Annotated in this window: 12 protein-coding genes and 1 tRNA gene; 3 read left to right on the top strand and 10 right to left on the bottom strand. The window is 38.5% G+C overall.

Annotation, left to right across the window (positions count from 1 at the left end):
* Nucleotides 1-16 precede the first annotated feature (16 nt).
* Nucleotides 17-8740, top strand: a complete 8724-nt coding sequence (locus V9G42_06735) for a gliding motility-associated C-terminal domain-containing protein (protein ID MEI2759116.1) — start codon at nt 17-19, stop codon at nt 8738-8740.
* On the opposite strand, the gene V9G42_06730 is transcribed toward V9G42_06735, so the two are convergent.
* From V9G42_06730 to V9G42_06705, 6 genes are all read right to left on the bottom strand, one after another.
* Nucleotides 8733-10019: a pyruvate dehydrogenase complex dihydrolipoamide acetyltransferase gene (locus V9G42_06730; protein MEI2759115.1), complete on the bottom strand. Its 1287-nt coding sequence runs from the start codon at nt 10017-10019 to the stop codon at nt 8733-8735. The two genes, V9G42_06735 and V9G42_06730, sit on opposite strands and share 8 nt — an antisense overlap.
* A 28-nt stretch (nt 10020-10047) precedes the next feature.
* Nucleotides 10048-11046 (bottom strand): pyruvate dehydrogenase (acetyl-transferring) E1 component subunit alpha, encoded by a 999-nt coding sequence (pdhA, locus tag V9G42_06725; protein ID MEI2759114.1) that lies wholly within the window; start codon nt 11044-11046, stop codon nt 10048-10050.
* 40 nt (nt 11047-11086) lie between these two features.
* Complete coding sequence (cdd, locus tag V9G42_06720) at nt 11087-11578, bottom strand: cytidine deaminase (GenBank protein MEI2759113.1); 492 nt, start codon at nt 11576-11578, stop codon at nt 11087-11089.
* A 115-nt stretch (nt 11579-11693) separates the two neighbouring features.
* Nucleotides 11694-13040 carry a hypothetical protein gene (locus V9G42_06715; GenBank protein ID MEI2759112.1) on the bottom strand — a complete coding sequence of 449 codons (1347 nt, stop codon included), beginning with the start codon at nt 13038-13040 and terminating at the stop codon, nt 11694-11696.
* Nucleotides 13041-13059: 19 nt separating this feature from the next.
* Entirely contained in the window at nt 13060-18123 is a 5064-nt protein-coding gene (locus tag V9G42_06710; GenBank protein ID MEI2759111.1) for a C25 family cysteine peptidase, read from the bottom strand.
* Nucleotides 18120-19193 (bottom strand): PorV/PorQ family protein, encoded by a 1074-nt coding sequence (locus V9G42_06705; protein ID MEI2759110.1) that lies wholly within the window; start codon nt 19191-19193, stop codon nt 18120-18122. Before V9G42_06705 ends, V9G42_06710 begins: the two co-directional genes overlap by 4 nt.
* A 177-nt stretch (nt 19194-19370) precedes the next feature.
* Between V9G42_06705 and V9G42_06700 the strand changes: the two genes are divergently transcribed.
* Nucleotides 19371-20132: a CDP-alcohol phosphatidyltransferase family protein gene (locus tag V9G42_06700; protein ID MEI2759109.1), complete on the top strand. Its 762-nt coding sequence runs from the start codon at nt 19371-19373 to the stop codon at nt 20130-20132.
* A gap of 9 nt (nt 20133-20141) precedes the next feature.
* The gene (gene purS / locus V9G42_06695; GenBank protein ID MEI2759108.1) at nt 20142-20393 is read left to right on the top strand and encodes a phosphoribosylformylglycinamidine synthase subunit PurS; all 252 of its coding nucleotides are present in this window, start codon (nt 20142-20144) and stop codon (nt 20391-20393) included.
* Nucleotides 20394-20479: 86 nt separating this feature from the next.
* Here purS and clpX read toward each other — a convergent pair whose 3' ends face one another.
* The 4 genes from clpX to V9G42_06675 all read right to left on the bottom strand — a co-directional run bounded on the left by clpX (nt 20480) and on the right by V9G42_06675 (nt 23954).
* Complete coding sequence (gene clpX / locus V9G42_06690) at nt 20480-21718, bottom strand: ATP-dependent Clp protease ATP-binding subunit ClpX (GenBank protein MEI2759107.1); 1239 nt, start codon at nt 21716-21718, stop codon at nt 20480-20482.
* A 24-nt stretch (nt 21719-21742) separates the two neighbouring features.
* Nucleotides 21743-22435 (bottom strand): ATP-dependent Clp endopeptidase proteolytic subunit ClpP, encoded by a 693-nt coding sequence (gene clpP / locus V9G42_06685; protein MEI2759106.1) that lies wholly within the window; start codon nt 22433-22435, stop codon nt 21743-21745.
* A 26-nt stretch (nt 22436-22461) separates the two neighbouring features.
* Nucleotides 22462-23811 (bottom strand): trigger factor, encoded by a 1350-nt coding sequence (tig, locus tag V9G42_06680; protein ID MEI2759105.1) that lies wholly within the window; start codon nt 23809-23811, stop codon nt 22462-22464.
* A gap of 61 nt (nt 23812-23872) precedes the next feature.
* Nucleotides 23873-23954: transfer RNA gene (locus tag V9G42_06675), tRNA-Leu, on the bottom strand.
* Nucleotides 23955-24054 lie beyond the last annotated feature (100 nt).

The following is a 24054-nucleotide window of genomic DNA, read 5'->3' as shown; positions in this document are numbered from 1 at the left end:
AAAAGGTATTTCTAAATTGTCGAGAATTATTGCTTTTTGCGTATTGTATTTTGTTGCAAACGTTACGCTGGCACAGGATATTTTTATGTCCAATGGTGTGGTGAGTGGTTGCAGCGGAACATTCTATGACAGTGGCGGTGATTCAACAAATTATGCTAATAACGAAAACTATGTTTACACCATCTGCAGTGACCAGCCCGGTAAATGTATACAGCTAAGTTTTCAATCATTTGCAATTGAAAAAGATTTTGATTTTGTTTTTATCTATAATGGCCCTTCGACTTCCTCACCTTTATTAGGTACATTTACAGGAACCAATTCGCCCGGAATAATAACTGCAACATCAGGTTGTTTAACAATTCGATTTTCTTCTGATTATACGGTTAACAGAGGTGGATGGAAAGCCTACATCAATTGTATTAATTGTCCGGTTAATGGCTGCCCCACTTGCAACGGTGGTGCTCCTCCTCCAAACGATGCTTGTTCAGGCGCTCAGAATCTTGGTGTACTGCCAGCACCTGCTGCATGCCCCAACGGCATTGGCGCAGTGAGTCTGACAAATACTTCAAACCTTTGTGCAACTTCCGAAATTCCATACCAATCACTTCAGGGTTGTAAACCAATAGGCAATATGTCAAATCCTGCTACTGATGTTTGGTACAAATTCAGTCTTACCGCTCCTGTACTTGATATTACCATCAATGGTTTAATAACACCACAGGTTGGGCTTTACTCAGGAACAGGATGTGGAAATTTAGTTCCGCGTGGTTGTGCTATCGGTGGAGGCGGTTATTTATATACTACTTTTGGTGGTCTTGCCGCAGGAACCTATTATCTTCAGATAAGTGGTGGTAATATGAATGATCAATGTAATTTTTCTTTATCACTTCAAAATAATTTTGACTGTAGTGGTTGTGTGATGCAAAGTGCATTGACGGTTTCACCTCCACCTTCCAATGGATTTTATCTGTCGGGGCAGCAGGTAACGTTCTGTTTAAATGTTACTGATTTCAACCCTACTTCTGCAAACTGGCTTCATGGCATCGCACCAAAGTTTGGTCCGGGATGGGACACATCAACATTAATTGCCTTGCCTCCGTCATCGTGTTCCAATAATGGTTTTTGGTCATGGTATGCCAACCCCATAATTTCATCAGCCAACAACCAACCTTTTGGCCCGGGATTTTTTTATGAAACTTCTGCAGGAAACAGCAGTAATACTCAAGATAATAATCCGGGAAACAATTTCGGTGATAATCTTGGACAGAATTGTACGCTCAATTTTTGCTGGAAGATAAACACATTGCCACAATCATTGTGCAATTTTGGCACCAACCTGAATGTATTTATCGAAACCTATACCGATGGTGAAAGTGGCTCATGGACATCAACGGCATGCGCCAATGATCCTGTTCACGATTTATATGCAACCCTTGCATGTTGTATTCCACCGGTGGTGGCAATTACGCAGCCTGTTTGTTTTGGTACACAAGGTTCTGCAATTGGTACTGCACAAGGTTCAGGTCCGTGGACATATATCTGGAAAAATTCTTCAGGTGTAATTCTTCAACAAAATGGCCCTGTTAACGGAATTGATATAATCAACAATCTGAATCCCGGAACTTATCAACTCATAACAGAAGATGTTAATGGTTGTCAAAGCACAGTAAGTTTTGCTGTAATACAGCCGCAGCCACTGGCTGCAACATTAACTGTTTCAGCTACAAAATGCGGGTTAGTTAACGGCTCGATAAATGTAACTGCGTCAGGAGGGACAGCACCCTATAGCTATAGCATCAACAATGGTGTTTCCTATCAAGGCAGTCCACAATTTAACAATCTAAATTCCGGTAATTTTACAATTACAATTAAAGATGCCCATAATTGTACTGTATCTGTACCTGCAGTGGTTAATGCAAGTACCATCCCTGTAATTAATAGTTTTACATGGCAAGACATTACCTGCTACAATGGCGCTGACGGAGAAATTACCGTGTTGGCTTCGAGTGGTATTGGCCCTTATGTTTATGAGATAAAAAAGAGTGGTCTTACACTTTCGCAAAGCTCAAATATTATTCAAAATGTGCCTGCAGGAAATTATCAGTTAACAGTAACCGATGTGAACGGATGTAAATCAGACACCACAGTTATTTTAACACAACCACCACAGATAAATTTGGTCAGTGTGATTACACCGTCAGGATGCAACCTCAACGATGGGACTATAGAACTTACTATTACAAGCAGTTATTCAGGAACATTACTTTACAGTATTGATAATGGAACAAACTATCAGACTTCAAATTTATTCACCAACCTGAATCCCGGAGTTTATAATGTATTAATTGAAGATGGCAATGGTTGCATGATAAAAGACACGGCCATTGTAAACACGATAAATGCGCCTAATATTGATAGTATAAAATCACAATCTTTAACCTGCTATCGTTCGCAGGACGGTGCATTAAATATTTATGGTTCAGGTGGTGTTGGCACCTTAACATATAGTATCAATAATGGATCGTCATATAGTGCAGCAAATGCATTCAATTCACTTACTGCAAAAACTTATACCATAGTAATAAAAGACAACAACAATTGCAGAGTATATCAATTAGCAGCAGTAAAAGAACCATTACCTATTATCATCAGAGGTGATATTGTTTCAACAAGTTGTGGTCTAAATAATGGTTCTGCCAATCTGCATCCTGATAACGGTGTTTTACCTTTAGAATATTCAACAGATGGAGGTTTGACCTGGTCAACAAATTATTTTTATGGACAACTTCCGCCAGGAACCATCACTTTTACTGTACGTGATGCAAATGGTTGCACATCAACACGACCTTATCAGATTGCAGCTTCAACCGCACCTTCTTTTGATAATGTTTCTGTTCAATCCTTAAAATGTTTCAACACCAATACAGGAAGCATAACATTGAATTCAATTAATGGTATCCCTCCTATTACTTATAGTATTGACAGTGGGATAACCTATCAACCAACTAATCAATTTCAAAATCTTATTTCAGGAAACTATTATTTGTCAATTAAAGATAATAAAGGATGCAGAGCAGACACTACAGTACAATTATCACAACCTGCTCAATTATCATTTACCTCTACAATAACCAATACTGTTTGTAGTTATCCAAATGGCAGTATTGATATTACAGGGAATGGCGGAACCACACCTTATACTTACAGTATTGACGGTGGAGCTACATTTACTGCTAATTCCTACAATGCCAATCTTACACCGGGAAGCTACAAAATTGTTGTACGTGATACAAACAATTGCGAAGAGGCCAGTACTGCCAATATAATTGACGAACCGGGACCAAGAATTACCGGACACAGTTTTTCACCACAAATTTGTGATAATACCGCTAATGCCTCTGTTGCAATCAATGCAATTAGTGGAACAGGCACTCTATTTTACAGTGCTGACAGTGGACTTACTTACAGCACATCAAACAATATTAACAATCTTAATGGTGGTAATTGCACCTTAATTGTTCGAGATGCCAACCTTTGTATTGATACCCTCACACTAAATATTCCTATTTTACATTCACCGCAGATTGATAATAACGCTACTACAGACCCAATATGTTTTGGGAATAATGATGGAGTTATTCAGATAGTTGCATCAGGTGGAAACGGAATCATTAGCTATAGTATAGATAATGGAGCTAGCTTTTTTACAAATTCAACATTCAGTCAACTCAATGCAGGAACATATTATTTAACGGTTGAAGATTCTAATCACTGTCAGGTAAAAGATACTGTCATACTTACGCAGCCACCATTACTAACAGCACAAACCATAGTAAGCAATGAAACTTGCAGTAGCCAGAATGGTATGGTTTCCATTATTGCAGGTGGTGGAACTCCCACTTATTATTTTGAACTAAGTAACAATACTACAGCCACTGACACCTTCTTTACCCAGTTAAGTGCTGGTAACTATTCAATCATCACAACAGATTTTAATGGATGTACCACACAATCTGCTTTTCAGATAAACAACCTAAATAATCCAACTATCAATCAGGCTGCTTCTACCAACCTTAGTTGTTATCAGTCCGGTGATGGCATAATACAACTTACAGCCGCAGGAAATGGACCTGTACAATATAGCCTTGATGGAATAATTTTTCAAAACTCAAATATATTTAGTCAACTAACAGCAGGGAGTTATATAATTACTGTTCGTGATACGAATGGATGCACTACTGACACCACTATATTACTAACAGAACCGGATGCAATTACAGCCAACATACAAACAACCTCGTCAAATTGTACGTTAAGCAATGGCTCCATAACTGTTACTGCTTCCGGTGGTTCAGGTAATTTAACTTATTCTCTTAATGGAGGTTTGTTTAGCTCACAAACGGTGTTCAATAATTTGTCATCCGGAAATCAAAACTTAATAATTCAGGATGCAAACAACTGTCAAACTGCATTTGTAGCATCAATTAATACCATTAATGGTGCAATAATTAATAATATTTCTACTGTTGATATAAAGTGTCATGGTCAACAAACCGGAGAAATTACAATCGCTGCTTCAGGAGGAACAGGTCCTCTATCATACAGCATTGACAATGGATTGTCATCTGTTTTGAACAATCACTTTACCATGCTTTCTGCAGGAAATTACAATATCATTCTTACTGACAGTGTTGGTTGTATTACTTCATCAACTATTACATTAAATGAACCTGATTCTATTATCATTCAACAAGCAGTTACTGCAGCTACATGCAATCAACAAAATGGCTCTTTTCAAATTGTTGTAAATGGTGGCACAGGAACACTCCAACTTTCATTAGACAGCCTCAACTTTAGCCCCAACACCATTTTCAATAATCTTATTGCAGGAATTTATCAACTGCATGTTACTGATGCCAATCAATGTTATGCAACAAAATTAATTGCTGTTCCTAATCTGGCTGCACCTATTCTTACCAATTTTAGCAAAGGTGATGTTACTTGTTTTGGTGACAGCACAGGTTTTATTTCATTAACGGCTAGCGGTGGCACAGGATTATTGAGTTATAGCATTGACAATGGCGTAACCTATCAGGCATTGCCGAACTTTACGAACCTTCCTACCGGTTTTTATCATATAAAAATTTCTGATCAGAATCTTTGTACTGCTGATACCATCATACAATTAACATCACCTGATGATATTGCTGCTACATTTAACATCACCAATGCCAACTGTCAGCAAGCTAATGGAAGTATTTCAATTAATGCACAAGGTGGAAATGGAACATTATTATTCAGCCTTAATGGTGGCCCGTTAAGTCAACAGACATATTTCGGATCATTACCCGCAGGAACACATCAATTGCAAGTGAGGGATGCTATGATGTGCAGTAAAAATATTTTTGCACAGATAAACACCATCAGTGGTCCTACAATAGATAGTGTAATAACACAAAATTTAAATTGTTTTGGAATAAACAGCGGCACCATTTCTATCCTGGCATCAGGTGGTACTGGTGTGCTGGGTTACAGTATAAACAATCAGCCTTTCATAAGCAATGCCAATTTTAATCAGCTGGCTGCCGGCACCTATCATGTAACAGTAACTGATAGTGCCGGATGTTTAGTGTCCGGGTTTGTACAATTAACAACACCTTCAACTATTCAGGTTAATACAACAGTTTCTAATCCTGCCTGTGGACAAAATAATGGTTCGATTACAGTACAGTTAGCCGGAGGCACCGGAACATTACTTACCTCATTAAACGGATCTTCTTATAGCAACCTTACAAATTACTCGAATCTCTATGCCGGAAGCTATACCCTTAAAATTAAAGATGCTAATAATTGTGAGGTGCAGCGCACGATACCATTAAGTAATATTCTTGCACCTAAGCTAATTGGTTCTGTTTTAAAGCAAGTAAAATGCTTTAATGCCAATGATGGTGAAATAAAAATTCTGGCAAGTGGCGGTACAGGGGCTTTAACATACAGCATTGACAATGGTGTAACTACACAAATGTCAAACACATTTAGTAGTTTAACTGCAGGTGCATATTCAGCATCTGTAATTGATCAGAACAATTGCAGAAGCGACACTGTTATTACTTTATTACAGCCAGACTCATTGCAACTGTTATTAACCATTACCCCTGAAACGTGCTCATCTGGCAATGGCAGTATTACTGTTTCATCAACAGGTGGCACTTCGCCATATTTATTTTCGTCTGACAGTGGTCAAACATTTTATAATGTAGCAGGATTTACACAACTAGTCAGCAACAATTATTATCTGGTAGTGAAAGATTCTAAAAATTGCCGTACGCTGAATCAAGTTAATGTCGCAGACCTAACAGGCCCTCAAATTATTTCTCTGACAACTGCTAATGTTTCATGCTTTGGTTTGCAAGATGGCGCAGTACATATTACAACTGCAGGCGGTAATGGCACCTTAAGTTTTTCAACAAATAATTTTATTACACAACAGACAGATACTTTCTTTAATTCATTGCTTCCTGGCAATTATACTGTCTATGTAAGTGATACAAACAATTGTAAAACCAATCATCCCTTTACTATCAGTCAGCCTACTCCTGTACAAAACAATATTACTTCAGCACAACCTACCTGTTTCGGTTATAATAATGGTTCTCTAAATGTAGTAGCAAATGGCGGAACACCACCTTATGACATTTTGTGGTCGTCAGGAAGTACGGACTTCAATCTTTCCGGTATTGCATCCGGGCAGTACTTATTTACTGTTTCTGATGCAAATAATTGTAACAAGTCTGACAGCATTTATTTATCAAGCCCTACAGCTTTAGCAGCAAATCATACAACTCAAAATGGAACATGTTCCGGAAGTGCGAATGGCTCAGCATGGGTATCAGTAGCAGGTGGCACACCACCCTATCAATACAACTGGTCACCAATTGCCGGCAACACCAACTACGCCAATGCCCTACCCGCAGGTTTATATACGGTTGATATTACTGATAAAAATGGCTGTACACTGACTGAACAAATTCAAATAGTAACACCTGTACCAATTGCAAATACATTTTCAAAGAATGATGTCTCATGCTATGGTGGAAGCAATGGAACGCTTATAGCAAATACCACAGGCGGCACAGCACCTTATAGTTATTTATGGAGTTACCAACAACAAACAAATGACACCATTCAAAACCTGCCTGCAGGCAGCTATACAGTGACCATTACAGATGCCAACGGTTGTGATAATATATTTACGGAGCAAATTTCTGCACCACAACAGATAAAACCCAATTCAACTATTACCAATGTTTCTTGTAATGGATTAAGCGATGCTATTGTTGCCTTAAACGTTCAAGGCGGTGTCGCCCCCTATAGTTATCTATGGAATAATGGCACTACACAATCTACTAATGCAAATCTAACAGCAGGCATTTATGTGGTTACCGTTACAGATGCTAACGGCTGTATTAGAGTTAAAGCATTTACCATAACAGAACCGCTACCCATTTTACTTTCAATAAATCTTGTGGACACAATCTGCATTGGACAGCAAGCAACTCTCAATGCCATAGCAGCAGGTGGTACAGGAACATATAACTGGCTTTGGAACAATCAAGCTACTTCATCAACTATTTTGGTTACGCCAACAGCAACAACAAGCTACTTTGTTTCTGTTACAGACAGTAACAATTGCCCATCTAAAACTGATAGTATTTCAGTTAACGTGTTTCCACCGTTAGGAATTGCTGCTACCGGCACCGACACAATTTGTGAAGGACAATCTACCGTTCTGTCATCAATTGCAAATGGTGGAAATGGCGGGCCATATAGTTATCTTTGGTCAAACGGAAGTGATAGTTCAAGTGTAAATGTGTTTCCAACGGTTACAACAACATATAGTGTCAGCATTACAGACAACTGTACACTCACTCCTGCAACAGCAGTGTTACCGGTTGTGGTAAACGAAACGCCATCAATTGATATTTCACCAATGACTGAACAAGGTTGTATGCCTTTAGAAGTACAATTCCTTAACAACTCAAGCTATCCTCAAGGAACAATATTTACCTGGCTTTTTGGTGATGGCCAAACAACTGACTCCATTTCACCGCTTCACATTTACAACACAGACGGAATTTACACAGTAAGTGTTCAGGCAATAACACCTGACAACTGTGTAAGCAGTTTTATCATGTCAAATTCAATTGAGGTTTATCCGTTGCCGGTTTCCTCTTTCAGCATCAGCCCCGAAAGCATTTCAATTTTACATCCTGAAATAACTATTTCTGACAGCAGTTTACTCAGCGCTATCTGGTTTTATGATTTTGGTGATGGAAAGACTTCTGCTTTTCAGAATCCTACACACATCTATCAGGATACCGGCAGGTTTACTGTAATTCAAATTGTTGAAAGTGAATTTGGCTGTCGCGACACTTCAAATAAAGAGGTAATTGTAGAAGGTGCATTTACGGTTTATATTCCTAATGCATTTACGCCAAACAATGACGGTAGTAATGATTATTTCTTTGCCAACGGCTACGGCATTACCGAACTTAAAATGCAGATTTTTAACAGATGGGGAAATAAAGTTTTTGAAACACCATCAGTATCCGGCCGGTGGAATGGCATTGACACTTCAGGCAAAATTTGTCCGCAAGGCGTTTATGTTTATACTGCTAAAATCAAAGATCAGTATGGCATATACCACACCTACAATGGTCAGGTAACGTTAATCAGATAGATGCTTGTCCTAAAAGCAATATAGGATTTTCGAGAAAACCTTTTACAGTGTGCAAGAATTTAGCTCCTGTAACGCCATCAACAACACGATGGTCACAACTAAGAGTAATGCGCATCACATTTCCAGCAACAATATTTCCACTTTTAACAACCGGAACAGATTTTATTGCACCAACGGCAAGAATGCAGGCATCAGGTGGATTAATGATTGCTGTAAATTCTTCAATATCAAACATACCCAGATTGGAAATAGTAAAAGTGTTCCCTTCCCAGTCAGCAGGTTGTAGTTTCTTATCTTTTGCTTTCTGCGCATACGTCTTCACTTCAGCATTTATCTGAGAAAGTGTTTTTGAATCTGCAAAACGTACTACAGGTACCAGCAAGCCTTCATCAACTGCTACTGCAACACCAATATGGATGTGATGATTTGTCCTAATGGTATCGCCCAACCAGGATGAGTTTACTTTAGGATGTTGTTGCAATGCAGCAGCACAAGCTTTTATTACAAAATCATTGAAAGAAACTTTACTGCCTGTGGCTGCATTTATTGCTTCGCGCGCATCCATACATGCTGTCATTTCAACATCTAATGTAAGATAAAAATGGGGTGCCGTAAATTTACTTTCGCTTAGTCTGCGTGCAATAGTTTTACGCATTTGCGAAACAGGTGTTTCTTCAAACGACTCCTGTGTGCGTATTGCCGAAGTAGTACTTCCTGCAACAGTATTTCCTTGCTTAAACCACTCCACATCACGTTTCACAATCCTTCCATTATCTCCGCTACCTTTAATCATTGTTAAATCAAGGCCTTTCTGCCCTGCAAGTGAACGTGCCAACGGTGATGCTTTTACTCTGCTGTCAGTTTCTGATACTCCAACAGTTGTTGCAACAGGTTTTGATTCTGCTTTTGGAGCAGCAACAACTTTTGCAGGTGTTTCTGCAACCATCTTTGCTGCAGGTTTTGACTCTACTTTTTCCGTTGTGGCAGCTTTTTCCGGCTTTGCTTTTGACTCTGCTTCAAGCAAGGGTTTATAATCTTCGCCCGCTTTACCTAATATTGCCAATATACTATCAACAGGTGCAGCCTTGCCCTCTTCAACACCAATATAAAGTAGTATGCCGTTCTGATAACTCTCAAACTCCATAGTGGCTTTATCGGTTTCTATCTCTGCAACCAACTCACCAGACTTTATAGGGTCACCAATTTTTTTATGCCATTTAGCAACAACACCTTCTGTCATGGTATCGCTCATTTTGGGCATTCTAACTATTTCTGCCATGTTTGATTTTACTTGTAATGCTTGTTAATTAATCTTCAATAATGTAAGGATAATCTGATTGTTCATAGACATCTTTAAACAGTTCATCTGCATCAGGATATGGAGATTCTTCTGCAAATGTTACACTGTCTTCAACAATTTCATGTACTTTTTTATCAATCGCGTCAATCTCTTGCTGTGATGCAAGCTTATTTTTCTGGATTACTTTCAGAACTTCTTCAATGGGGTCTTGAGCTTTATATTTTTCCAACTCTTCCTTGCTTCTGTATTTCGCAGGATCACTCATAGAGTGTCCTTTATAGCGATAGGTATTCATTTCTAACAAATATGGACCGTTTCCATTTCTGCAATGACTAACGGCTTTTTCCATAGCCGCATGTACAGTTTCTACCATCATGCCATCAACCGGTTCGCTAGGCATATTAAATGCACAACCCAATTTATATAAGTCTGTAACATTACTTGTTCGTTCTACGGAAGTTCCCATGGCATAATTATTATTTTCTATAATAAAAACCACCGGTAGTTTCCATGTCATTGCCATATTCAATGCCTCATGAAAAGCACCTTGGCGCACTGCACCATCACCCATATAACATAAAGTAACACTGTCTGTTCCTTTATATTTCTCTGCAAATGCAATACCTGCTCCTAATGGAATCTGCCCGCCAACAATACCATGTCCGCCAAAAAAACGATGAGAAGCATCAAACAAGTGCATACTTCCGCCTTTACCTTTACTGCATCCGGTAGCTTTAGCAAAAAGCTCAGCCATGACTGCCCTTGCAGAGGTTCCTTTCCCCAAAGCATGTGCATGATCGCGATAGGCTGTAATCATGTTGTCGGTAGGTTTGATAACAGACATTGCACCTGCAACAACAGCCTCCTGTCCGATATATAAATGACAAAATCCTTTTATCTTTTGCATACCATACAACTGACCTGAGCGTTCTTCGAACCTCCGCATGAGCAGCATCTGCTCATACCAAAATAGATATGTTTCTTTTATAAATTTCTGTTTAGCCATATACTCTATAATGCTACAAAAATAGTTAAATACTGTTTGACTATTTGCCCGATAATTGATCTGAATTAAAAGAAAAAGGTAATAAGACTTTTATACTGTCAAGCACAATAATTTTATTCATTGAACCATACATAATAAACCTAATATCCTGATGGTAAAGGTGTTCATACTCTACCATTACCTGGCGGCATGCTCCACAAGGACTTGCCATAACGGGCTCTTCCTTATTTCCCGGCATTGCCGTAACTGCAATTGCTTCAATTTTAACGTTGGGATACTGAACACTTGATGCAAAAACAGCCACTCTCTCTGCACATAAGCCTGAAGGATATGCAGCGTTTTCCTGGTTTGAACCTTTAACTATTTTTCCATTAGACAATAACACAGCTGCTCCTACATGAAAATCAGAGTAGGGTGCATATGCTGTCTTTGCTGCATCATGTGCTTCCAACATCAGGCTTTTATACTTTGCTGGCAATTCGTCCAACGAATTGTATTCTTCATGGCTGCTTGTTAACTGAATTTTCTGCATCAAAAATATTTTCTAATCAGATGGCTAAAATAAACAATCGCTGAAATTAAAAGCATACACTCCATCGGATTGATTGTAGCACCAAATATCAAGTCACAAAACCATCTTCAAGGTTTTAAACTGCAGGTTTATTATGTATTGATTTCTTCTCGGCCAGAAACCACATAAATGCCATCCAGATTATCGGAAAAATGGCCATTCGATAGCGGCTACATCCAACAACGCCTGTGAAAACTACCATATAAATTACAAACAGCAATAAAAGCAATCGAAACAATATAGCTATCTTATGTGCAAATAAAAATCTGATTAAAATTACTGTCATTATCAAGTTAAAGATGCTGACTAATATCAGAAACAACAACAACAAAGGATTAAATGTTTTCAAATAATCGAACACGCCTTGCCATCCTTGTTCCTGATATTTCTGTTTCCACCCCTCTGTCTGATTATAATCAGGGTTCACAAAAAAAGCCATTAAATCGAACCGGCCGTGATCAACAAAAAAGTTAGCCATCCCTTTTAACTGCATCATCACAAAACGTGCTTTATTCTCTTTAATCAGATACAAACTTTCTTTATTAATATACTTACAATAGCTTTTAAAATCCGACTGCTTATTGGCTTCGCTAAGCAGTGAATCAATTTTTTGCTGTGCAATTACATTTCCTTTATCCCCTACTGCCAGATATGCACCATATTCAGAAATAAACTTTTCATTGACGCTGCTGTAATGAAAATAACCTGTCTTATGATAGTTTAAAGTTGATATAGTGGCTACGGTTAAAATTGGGATTAGTGAAATCCAGACATTTCGCAACCTATAAATGCCCTTTGTATAAAACAACAATGCAATGACAGGAACAATCAAACAGAAGGCATAGAAAACAGGCTTGGTTAAGATAGCCAACGATATAAAAATACAGAAGTACAAAAAGGAATTTGGTTTTCTTACCGACTGAATAAAAAATAAAAATCCGCTGATAATTAAAAACTGAAACAAGACATCAGCCATAATCATGTTGGCATAAATAAATTGTGTAGGAAACAGCAATAATGGCAAAACCACTAACCATTGATTGGCAATACGCTTTCCTGTCAGCAGCCAAAACATAAAAGCTGTAAGAATAAGCACTGCTATGCTCAACAAATTCTGCAATGCCAACAAAAAATAATTATTTGACGAAACTATATGTACCAAAAAAATAAAAAAGCCATACAATGGCGGTCTTCTGCTTTCCAAAAAATCATCATGTGGTGCAGACCAATTGCCTGCATACCATGAACCATGTTCACTTATATTTTCTGCCTGATTTAAATATTCTGTACTGTCAACAGAGAAAGCAATATTGCCACTTCGCAAAGCCAGAATAAAAAATATCAGATGAATCACAGCTAAAGTCCACAGAAGAAATTTGTTCTTCTTCAACCATAATGAAAAATAACCGACAAGGGCTTTCATAGTTATTTAAAGACTTGTCTCACTTTAAGAGATACATTTTTCCCCATCCCTTTCTAAAGTATTTGTCAGCAGTGGTATTTCGATGTTCAATATCATCACCATCAAGTTGTGTTATTACTCTGTAAAGATAAACACCTTTTGCCAATTGATCGCCAAACTCATCTTTTCCATCCCAGGCATAGTCTGTAATGTTTCTTCCAATGTGAATGTTGTTTAATTGCTGTTGGGTTATTTCTTTCACTACTTTACCACTGATATTATAAATCTGAATTTTAAAATAGGCAGGCACTTCCGATCCTGTGAGTGTAAACACAAACTGTGTTCGTGTTGTAAATGGATTCGGATAATTGAACACATTGGTTATGCTGCTCTTATTAATTACCTCAAAAGAAATGCGGAAATCGTTGCTGCCACTAAGGTTACCGCTTTCATCTCTTGCCTGAGCGCGTAGTTCGTATATGCCGTCCACGTTAAAAATTGGATTGTACTCAATCTTGAATGTATTGTCCGGAAGTTGTGCCGGTGTCCAGCGCAATAGCTTTTCTGACAGTGAAGAATTGGCTGCGGTTTCAAAAAAAATCTGATTCTCTACACCATCAGGATTTTTTACATAAACCTTAAATTTTGAAGTGTCATTCAAAGCTAAATATCTGTTTTCATCTTTGAGTTTAATTAATATCTGTGGCTTGGCTGAAACAATATCTCCATTAAGGATGTGTTGTCCGTCAAATGTGACATCCAGTATTGGGTTGGTCACATCACGATTTACATTAAAATCTATTCTTGCATAATTATTAAAATGATATTGTTCCGGTTGATCATTACGTGGATTAACCTCCATCCACAATGAATTTAGTCCCGGATAAGAAGCCGTTGTAAACTTTACAGAAGCATTCAATGTGTCGCCATGTAATAAAGGATGAAAGCGTGTAGAAGTAATGTTGCGTCTTACATTATCTTTATCATACAAGTAATAATCCACAAGCAAATCACTCATATCCGACAGACTCACATTCTCTACCGGCATTTTCCAATGAATAGTATCTCCCTGAGAAACATTGCTCGACTGAAACGAAGAACCCACAGGATTCAACACTGCTTCCGGTACTTCCTGATAATAGATTTGCCAGCGATTGAGCTGCGGTGGTGTTCGATAAACAGAATCCTCCATATATGCACGCAAATAAATTCTCGGATAAATAAATGGATTAATGTTCAGGTTAAAATCTATCTGCGAAGGTTGAATAGCACTATATAAAATATGTTCAGAATTCAATGTATCTACACCTACTATGTCAAGCGCAAGTGTATCTGTATTGATAGGCTCTACACTATTATTTGTCCAATGCAAACTGTTCCACTGAATGGCTGGGCCAATAATCTCTGACATCATGTAGCCTTTATACCAATTTCCGCCAAGCATTGTTGTGAATGTAATATTCTTAGTACTATCCGTAGATGCAACAACTGTTTGTGCTGTTGCTGGAAATCCCTTTTTAAAAAAGAAAATAAAATGTTTGCTATCAGGAATTGTATCCACATTATTGATGCCTTGTTGTGACAATGCAAAACGAAACTGCCCTGACCACGACTTACTCATAAAATGTTCTGTCACACTATACAAGACCACATAGTTTCCTGTTGGAATACGATTGATAAAATTGGCAAGGCTGTCGAGGTTGCGATAAACAGTATTTCCGCCTACACTATAAACAGAGTCTGTGGCAAATGCAAAAAATCCCTGGCTACCATTTACCGTTGCCTGACAAGAATCGTAAAAAGGAGGCTGATTGATGTTGCCAAATTTTCCTGCAAAATCAAGCGTGCTCCAATTTTGTAATGATATTGAATCCAGCACCACTGCGTAAATGGCACGATAGTTACAACCCCCTGTTGCAATCAGTTGGTTGTTGAGTTGAACATTATCTGAAGTAATGCCTTGCCCGGGCACATCCCATGCTGACACCCGCAACTCTGCCTGTGTGTTTTCATAATCCCACTTACGTTGTGGCTTATTATAAACGATGTTGGTATAACTATCATTTTTAAATTGAAAAAAATGTGCCTGACTCCATCCTGTCTTCTGCGGAATATAAATAAAAGAACTCTCTTTCCATTTAAATGCAGTAGGATAAAGTGTTGGATCAAGACTTACCCGCCAATAATAAACCTTTCCACTGTCGCATGTGAATGGTAATGGCCACTTAATGATGCCTCCGGTTTGCGTTATCGTTTTAAATCTTAGAAATGGCGAATTAAAAGCATCGGTTGTATCTAATTCAAAGCGATAAGTTTTTTGTGCTGCATAAATATTATCTGTTGTAGCTTTTAAAATTACTGAAGGATCAGGCACAATGGCGTATTTAAATGGATATACCGGTGTGATATCAGTAGAAATTATTTGTAGCGGCACATTAAGTACTCTGTTGTTAAATTCATTACATTCAGTAATGGTACCGGCATAGTCAACAAAAACATCAAAATAATTCAAGCCTGTTCCTTTATTCACATCAACATTCATAGTGAGTTGCAGTGTGTCTTTATAAGGTATATAAGGAATCAATGTATCAAAAGCTGCTGTGCTGTTATCAGGAAATTTTCGCACCACATGAACTGTAACAGAATCTTTGGTTGCTTTACCCAAATTACTTATTGCAATATTCATTTTGAAATCGGCAAGTTCGGAAGTAACCTCAGTAGGTTGAAATGTTATTGCCGGCTGTGAAACTGCATAGTCGGGTTGCAATGATGGTGCTAATCTCAATCCGGGATCACCATGCCACAGCATACCCAATGCAGTAGATTTATAAACCATTCCATTATTGCTGTAATAAGTTTGCATCATGGAATCCAACGCATGTTTTATTGCCATGCCAATAGGTTTATCATAATCTCTGTATGCAACGTTGCGGTATAATTGTATAGAATATTCACCCAGCTCCTGAATATTTCCAAGTCGGGGTTTTGCTAAGAATCCTACTGATCCTTTTTGCGGAAGTAAAACAAAATCTTCGTTCAATAATCTTGAAGGTGAATAAATATCACCCACATTACATGACTGTGCAAATACAACAGGATAGCGTCCTGCATTGTGCCAGTTTTGTGGAATGTCTGTTGCAATATCAAAAGTTGACCCTGCTGCATGACCAAAAAATGTCATGATGCTGACACCACTGTCAATACGTGCCTGCAACTCCACAGCCTGAATATACTCTATTGGGTCAGTAGAAATTTTATAATAGTTTGTAACCGTACAGCCCATTGATGTATCTCTTATAGCTGCTTCATTCTGATCCATAAAAGCTTTGATGCTTTGTTGTTCAAAACCATTATTCCCTCCAATAAAATGCAAGACATGTTTCAACCAGTCGTCAGGACAGTTCTGTCTTGCTGCTTCATGAGCCTGTGCTTTCTCCAGATAGTTTGTAACATCAGCTATATTCTGTGCAGCTATACGCCCTGTTGCAAGACGTGGAACAAAAGTTGTGTCAACAATTTTATTGCTGAACATATAGTCTGATGGTGGATTGCCATAGGTAGGCACCAGACAAAGTGTGTCTGCTACATTACTCACACGTACCTCTTCCGGATAAACGGCCTTACCCAGCAACAACAAATAATCCGGTTTATTATTAAATGCTGCTATAGAAAACCGGCAGAAGTCTTTTATTGCCAATGGATGTTTGTAAATGCCATAAGCAAACTGATCATATAACTCATCAATATCAACAAGCAATGGGTTGTAGCCTGTCTGTGTTCTGAAGTCACGATAATTTACTGCTTCGCTCCAGAGTTTCTTATGCGATACAATTAAATAATCGTACTGTGGTTGATTGTAGCTGTAGTTAATAAAACGTGCAAACTTCTGTGGATCGGGGTCGTTGTTCTCCGGTGATAAATAAAAATCAACAGTTGAAGAATAATGGGCTGACACCGGTGCAAGCAAACAATTCTTTTCAGCACCATTTACAGGAATCAAGGCCTGAAGCAAATTTCCTGTTCTCACAGTTGTTATTTTAGAAACAGTGTCACCTGAAATTATATAAACGAATCGTGTAGAATTGTCACTGCTCAGAAAGTCAGTAAAATCTACTCTTGCTTTGTTTCCACCATTGCTGACAGTGAAAAACTGAAAAGGTTCCAACTCACCATTAAAAGAATTAGCATGAGGGTACTGAAGTTTAAAATAGGTAACAGACATAAGGTTTGTTCCACCTGAATTTGCTACACCACTAAACACCAAACTGTTTGTTAGTGACAATGATGATGCCGGAAGATTAAAATTATAGTCATGTCGCCCGTAGCCAAAAATTGAGTTGTCCGTAAAAACAGCATTCCCGTTGAATTCAACATTAAATGTATGAAAATGGCCGTCATAATTAGCATTAACCATTCTAACCTCCGCATTAGGAGTTGGCGCAGTAGTAAAAGTCGAAACATTGGGAAGTGAAAAATTATCTGCCGGAGCGGCTGCAGAAAATGTGTTTCCGGAAAAACCTTCAGGCCCGCTATAGGATGGGTCAACATCTCCTTGTGAATCACCTTTCAGATATTTTGATGTATAGTTTCTTTTGAGTGTTTTTGTAACATAATTTTCCGGCATGTAAAGTGAAAAGTTTACATCGGTTTCCAAAATCATCCGTTTCACCGGTGTTCCGGGAAGTACAGCTGCCGTAAGAAAGTAAACTGCCGTGTCGCAAAACAAACTAAAGTCGGGATTCAACTGGTCGGCCGGATTATCATACAACTCTTTATCGGCAGCACCATTATTTGGCTTGCCATAAAACTCAATAAAATCTGACGGGTCGAATGAATTATCCTGAGCACCTTCAACATAAATATACTGCTCATGTCCATTGCTGAAAATCTGAAACTGATTGGGATTTATTCCAACAGGAAATCCTGCCTGTTGCAATAAATTATAATCAAGTCTATAAATACCTTGTTTCCAGACTTTAATTTTAAAATATTGTTGTGCTGAATAAGGCTGTGCTCCGTTAAAATTAATCCAACTGTTCGAGAACTGAGCGATGCTCAAAACCGGAAGAAGAAGAAAAACTATTGGTGCGTAAAGTTTTCTCATGTCTTTTTCTGTTTGTTGACCGTCAATCGCAATGAAAACACATTTGAATAAAGATAATTAGTATTTCCAATATTTGTTAGTGCATAGTCAATAGCCAGATTGCGCAATTTTATTCCAACACCTATGTTCGGCTGAATGGTGGTTGTCTTTTTGCCGTCAATATTGGTTACCTGCTGAAAGTTACTCACGCCTGCACGCACATAAACAAGATTATTATATCCGCCTTCAACACCGATTCTTGGATCTATACTGGCAAAACTTGTTTTAACTAAGGTATTTCTTTTGCCATCGAAAGTTGTCTCTAAATCTAATGCAGGTGTAATTGTAAATTTCTTTATATTAACTTGTCGTGAAACACCAAGAATTAATCGTGGCAAGGTAAGTTCTAATCCATTCTCCGGAATCTCATTACCAGTTTGAATAAAAACTTCTTTGGTACGATCGTTCAGTGTATAGCTCCACGCATTAAAGGTAGAGGTCACATCTTTCAACATTGCACCGGTTCGCCAGTTGCCTGCCTGATATTGAATGCCGGCATCGAGTCCAAAACCCCAAGCCTTTGCAAAGTCACCAACTTTGCGGTGTATAATTTTAAAATTAGCTCCATAATCTAATCCACTGATTGCACTCTTACTGGCATAAGAAATCAAAAATGCATAGTCAGCAGCAGAAAAACCTGTCACACGGTTGTAGTCTATATTTCCATCGTTATCTTTCAGTTCAATAGTGTTGGCAATATCATCAATACCGAATCGGAGAACGGAGAATCCAATGCGCCTCATTGTGTCAATAGGTGCTGTCAGGGCTAAGTAATCATACTTGGCAATACCGGCAAAATATTCATTGTGCATAAAAGACACCTGAATGTCACCACGTGAATGCACCAAGCCTGCGGGATTCCAATAGCCTGCTGTTACATCATTTACCTGAGAAACCTGTGCACCGCCCATACCCAAAGCCCTGCCACCAACGCCAAGATTTAAAAACTCATTACTGTATTTAGGAGCAGTCTGCGCTATAGAGACTACGCTTAAAATCAAACAACACCATGTGAGGGTTACTATTTTCATAAACTAACGATTTGGATATCTATACAAAACGATAAATGACAAATTTTATTTTTTTCTTTGCCAAACATGCTTGTTTTAAAAAATCCTTTTAATATTTACACCCAAATTTACAGTAATCCGATTAAATAAAAGCATACTAACGAGTAATTTTCCAACATTCCATCATCAATAAAAATCATGACTGTTAAAAAGCACATTCCCAACTTCATCACTTGTCTTAACTTGCTAAGTGGATGTGTGGGTATTGTATTTTGCTTTACCGGTCATATTGCCGGTGCCGGGTGGATGATATTGTTAGCTGCGGCTTTCGATTTCATGGACGGTTTTGCTGCCCGTGGTCTCAAAGCATATTCTGCCATTGGCAAAGACCTGGATTCTTTAGCTGACATGGTAACTTTTGGTGTTTTACCTGCCATGATCATGATGCAGCTTTTTATTGTAGTCAACCCGTTGCATCATACCAATGCAGCAATGCCGTTTCCGGAGTTGATTTTGCCCTGGCTACCTTTGTTATTAGCTGTTTTTTCTGCATTGCGTTTGGCCAAGTTCAATAATGATGCACGTCAGACAAACAGTTTTATTGGATTGCCTACACCGGCTAATGCCCTTGCCATTGCAGCATTTCCTAATCTGATTCAAAACTACTTAGTCAACAGCACTACCCAAGGCAACAACTGGATGGAGGCAACTGTTTACCTGATGTTTCAGCATCCTACAGCGTATGTTATTTATATTTTAATCATGTCGTGGTTACTCATTGCAGAAATACCTTTATTTTCTTTAAAATTTAAAAACTTTGGTTTTAGAGAAAACCTCTTTCCTTACCTGCTCATAATTGCCGCTACCATTTTATTGTTGGTTTTTAAAATTGGTGCGCTGCCGCTGATTGTTATTTTGTATGTACTTTTGTCGGTGATAAAAAACAGCACAACAACTTAACTTTTTGCAATGAAATTCTTAGCTCACATCAAGGTAATGCCGCACAAAGCACTTTTAGACCCACAGGGAAAAACCGTTTCTGCCAGCATGCATAACCTCAATTTACCCATGATTACCAATGTACGCATAGGCAAGCACATTACCTGCGAAGTAGAAGCTGCTGATAAAAAAGAAGCACAATTAAAAGTTGACGAAGCCTGCAAGAAACTCCTCGCTAACCCCATCATGGAGTTTTATGAGTTTGAGCTGACAGAGGCCTGAAAAAAATTAGCTCCTACAATTCACAATAAAAAATCCGAACTGATTTTCAATCTGGATTAAGACTAACTTGTTTTTTAAAATATTGCTCAGGCAACTTTCAGATTCCCAAGATTTGATTTTTCTATTTTTTCGCGAGCATATTCCAATGTAACCGTATGCTCTTTTTTATTCTTAACCTGTGGCAGTTCATACATCAGATCAAGCATGATGGTTTCGCAGATGGAGCGTAGTCCGCGTGCACCCAGCTTAAACTCTATGGCTTTGTCCACAATAAAATCCAACGTATTATCATCAAATTTCAATTGAATACCTTCTGGCTCGAACAGCTTTTGATATTGTTTGATGAGTGCATTTTTCGGTTCTGTTAATATACTGCGAAGTGCTTCTCTGCTCAAGGGTTGCAGGTATGATATTGCAGGTAAACGCCCTATCAACTCCGGTATCAATCCATATTTTTTAAAATCTGCCGGTGCCACATACTGATACAGGTTGCCTTTATCAAAAACTTCCTGACTGCGGTTTGTACTGTATCCGATAGACTGTGATTGCAATCTGCGTTCAATAATTTTTTCAATACCATCAAAAGCGCCTCCGCAGATAAACAAAATGTTTTGTGTGTTTACAGGAATCATTTTCTGATCCGGATGTTTGCGGCCTCCCTGTGGCGGAACATTGATGATGGTATTCTCCAGCATTTTAAGCAAGGCTTGTTGTACACCTTCTCCACTCACATCACGGGTGATGGAAGGATTGTCGCTTTTGCGCGAAATTTTATCTATCTCATCAATATAGACAATGCCATGTTCGGCAGCAGCCACATTATAGTCGGCAGCTTGCAGCAATCGCGTCAATACACTCTCTACATCTTCGCCTACATAGCCTGCCTCGGTTAATACGGTTGCATCGGCAATACAGAATGGCACTTTAAGCACCTTGGCAATGGTACGTGCCAGTAAGGTCTTTCCAGTGCCGGTTTCTCCAACCATAATAATGTTTGATTTTTCTATCTCTACATCATTGTCTTTTTTTCCGGCTCCCGAAATTCTTTTAAAGTGATTATATACGGCAACACTTAATACCTTCTTGGCATAATCCTGACCAATAACATACTCGTCAAGATGGCTTTTTATTTCTGCCGGCTTCAGCAAATTAAATGTTGCACCGTGTTTGTTCTTTTGCAGTTCTGTTGACTCTTGCGAAATAATTTCCACAGCCTGTGTCACACATTGGTCGCAGATATGACCATTGAGGCCTGCAATTAGAACCTGTGTAGCACTTTTATCTCTGCCACAGAATGAACACTTTACTTCGTTTTGCTTTTTCACTTTATCACACTTCGTTTTTAATAATTATTGTGTTGCTTTATTTCTTACCAACACCTCATCAATCATACCATAATCTTTAGCTTCACCGGCTGTCATCCAGTAGTCGCGGTCAGAATCTTTCCACACGGTATCATAATCTTTACCGCTGTGCGAAGCAATAATTTCGTACAGCTCCTTTTTAAGTTTCTGAATTTCACGGGCTGTAATTTCAATATCTGAGGCCTGTCCTTCGGCACCACCCATAGGCTGGTGAATCATCACACGGGCATGTTTGAGTGCAGTACGTTTACCTTTTGTACCGGCACACAACAATACTGCTGCCATAGATGCAGCCATACCGGTACAGATGGTGGCCACATCAGGGTTGATGTATTGCATGGTATCGTAAATACCCAATCCTGCATATACAGAGCCTCCCGGGCTGTTCATGTAAATCTGAATATCTTTTTTTGCATCGGTTGACTCGAGAAACAACAACTGTGCTTGCACAATGTTGGCCACGTAATCATTAATCGGTACTCCCAAAAAAATAATTCTGTCCATCATCAATCTTGAAAAAACATCCATGCTGGCAACGTTCATCTGCCGTTCTTCTATAATGGTTGGCGAAATGTAACCTTCGGCACGTATTGCCGATTCAATGTAATGACCTACAGCCAAACTGTTGATGCCATGATGTTGGGTGGCATATTTGAAAAATTCGTTCTTAAAATTCATATATTTTCCGGTTGATTTTTTTTATTTTAATGTTTATGTTCTCTGACAATGGTTACAAAATCGTCATAGCTGACTTCTTTAACGTTTTTATTTACATTTTGATTCAGATAGTCAAAAACTTTTTTGCTTTTAACGGCTTCTTCAGCTTTATTTCTGTTTTCTTCGGTCTGAAGGTAACGTTTTGCAAAATCCGCAATCATATCAGCACCTAACTGATATTGTCCGAATTGTTGCATTATAACTGCTGCTGCATATTCTGTCATCTCATGCTCTTCTGCTTTAATCTCTTGCTCATTTATTATTTTGCCCTCTATCATTTTCCATTTCATCTGTCGAGAGTAGGCAGGATAATCCTGTTCTATCTGCTCTGCAGTTAATGGCTTCTCATTCACTTCCATGATCCATCGCTTCAAAAAATCATCAGGCAATGTGATATTCAGATGGTCGAGCATGGCATCTTCAATATCATGGTTAAATTTATGAATGGTTTCGCGCATAAACATAGCTGCAATATCCTCTTTTACCTTACTGCGGAAGTCCGCTTCCGAAGAAACTACACCCTCTCCAAACACTTTATCGAAAAGTTCTTGTCCAACCTCTAGTTTATCTACTTTATTAATAGAAAGTATCTTGTAGCTAAATTCTGAAGTTAATTGCTCTGCCACATTTTTTTCGATACGGAGCATATAGGCTACTTCCGTAGCATCTTGCATGGCCTGCATCAGGTTCAGTGTAACGGTTTCGTCTTTTTTAATCCCTGTTAACTTTGCCTTGGCTGCAGCATCTTTCACCAAATTTACTGCAAGAGTAGTAGTGCTTCTTATGCCGCCTTCTTTCTCCTGGCCACTTTCGTCTAATTCCACAAACTCTCCATAAAGTATAGAGCTTTCTTCTGACACCTCGGGGTTTGAAAAATTACCGTGCTTGCGTTGCAGATCTTCAACGTAGGTGTCAACACGTTTTTCATCTACAGCTATCTGATAAAAATCAACTGCTGCCAATGAAGAAAGATTGATATCAATCTCGGGGGCCTGACCAATTTCAAACAAAAATTCAAAATCTTTTGGCTCTTCAAAATTATTCTGGTTTTCTACTTCTTTTGGAAGTGGCTCGCCTAAAACAGCTATATTATTATCACGAAAAAACTGATAAAGCGACTTGCTTACAATCTTATTGATTTCGTCTGCAAGAAAAGATTTACCATACATTTTTTTAATCATCCCTTCGGGAACATGTCCGGGGCGAAAGCCGGGCATAGAAGCTGATTTTCTGAATTTTTTGATGGCACTGTCCACATCCGACTTATAGTCTTCGGGGGTCAACTTAATTCTGATGAGTGCGTTTAATGGGGCAACCTCTTCTTTTTGGATATTCATTTTGCTTTTTTAATTACATAAAATAAGCTGAAGCTGTACAGCTTCAGCTTTAACAGTTGAGTGCGCATGGAGGGACTCGAACCCCCACGGGTTTCCCCGCCAGATCCTAAGTCTGGTGCGGCTACCAATTACGCCACATGCGCTGGGAACTAATTTCATCTACAGCTTTTATTTTTCAATAATGCCGTTTATAAAACGCGTGCAAAACTACATTTTTTTTTGAACTTTTCTGAAATAAAAAAA

It is taken from the genome of Bacteroidia bacterium, from assembly GCA_037045145.1.
In the GTDB taxonomy this organism is placed as follows: domain Bacteria; phylum Bacteroidota; class Bacteroidia; order AKYH767-A; family OLB10; genus OLB10.
This window is presented reverse-complemented; position numbering and strand designations above follow the sequence as displayed.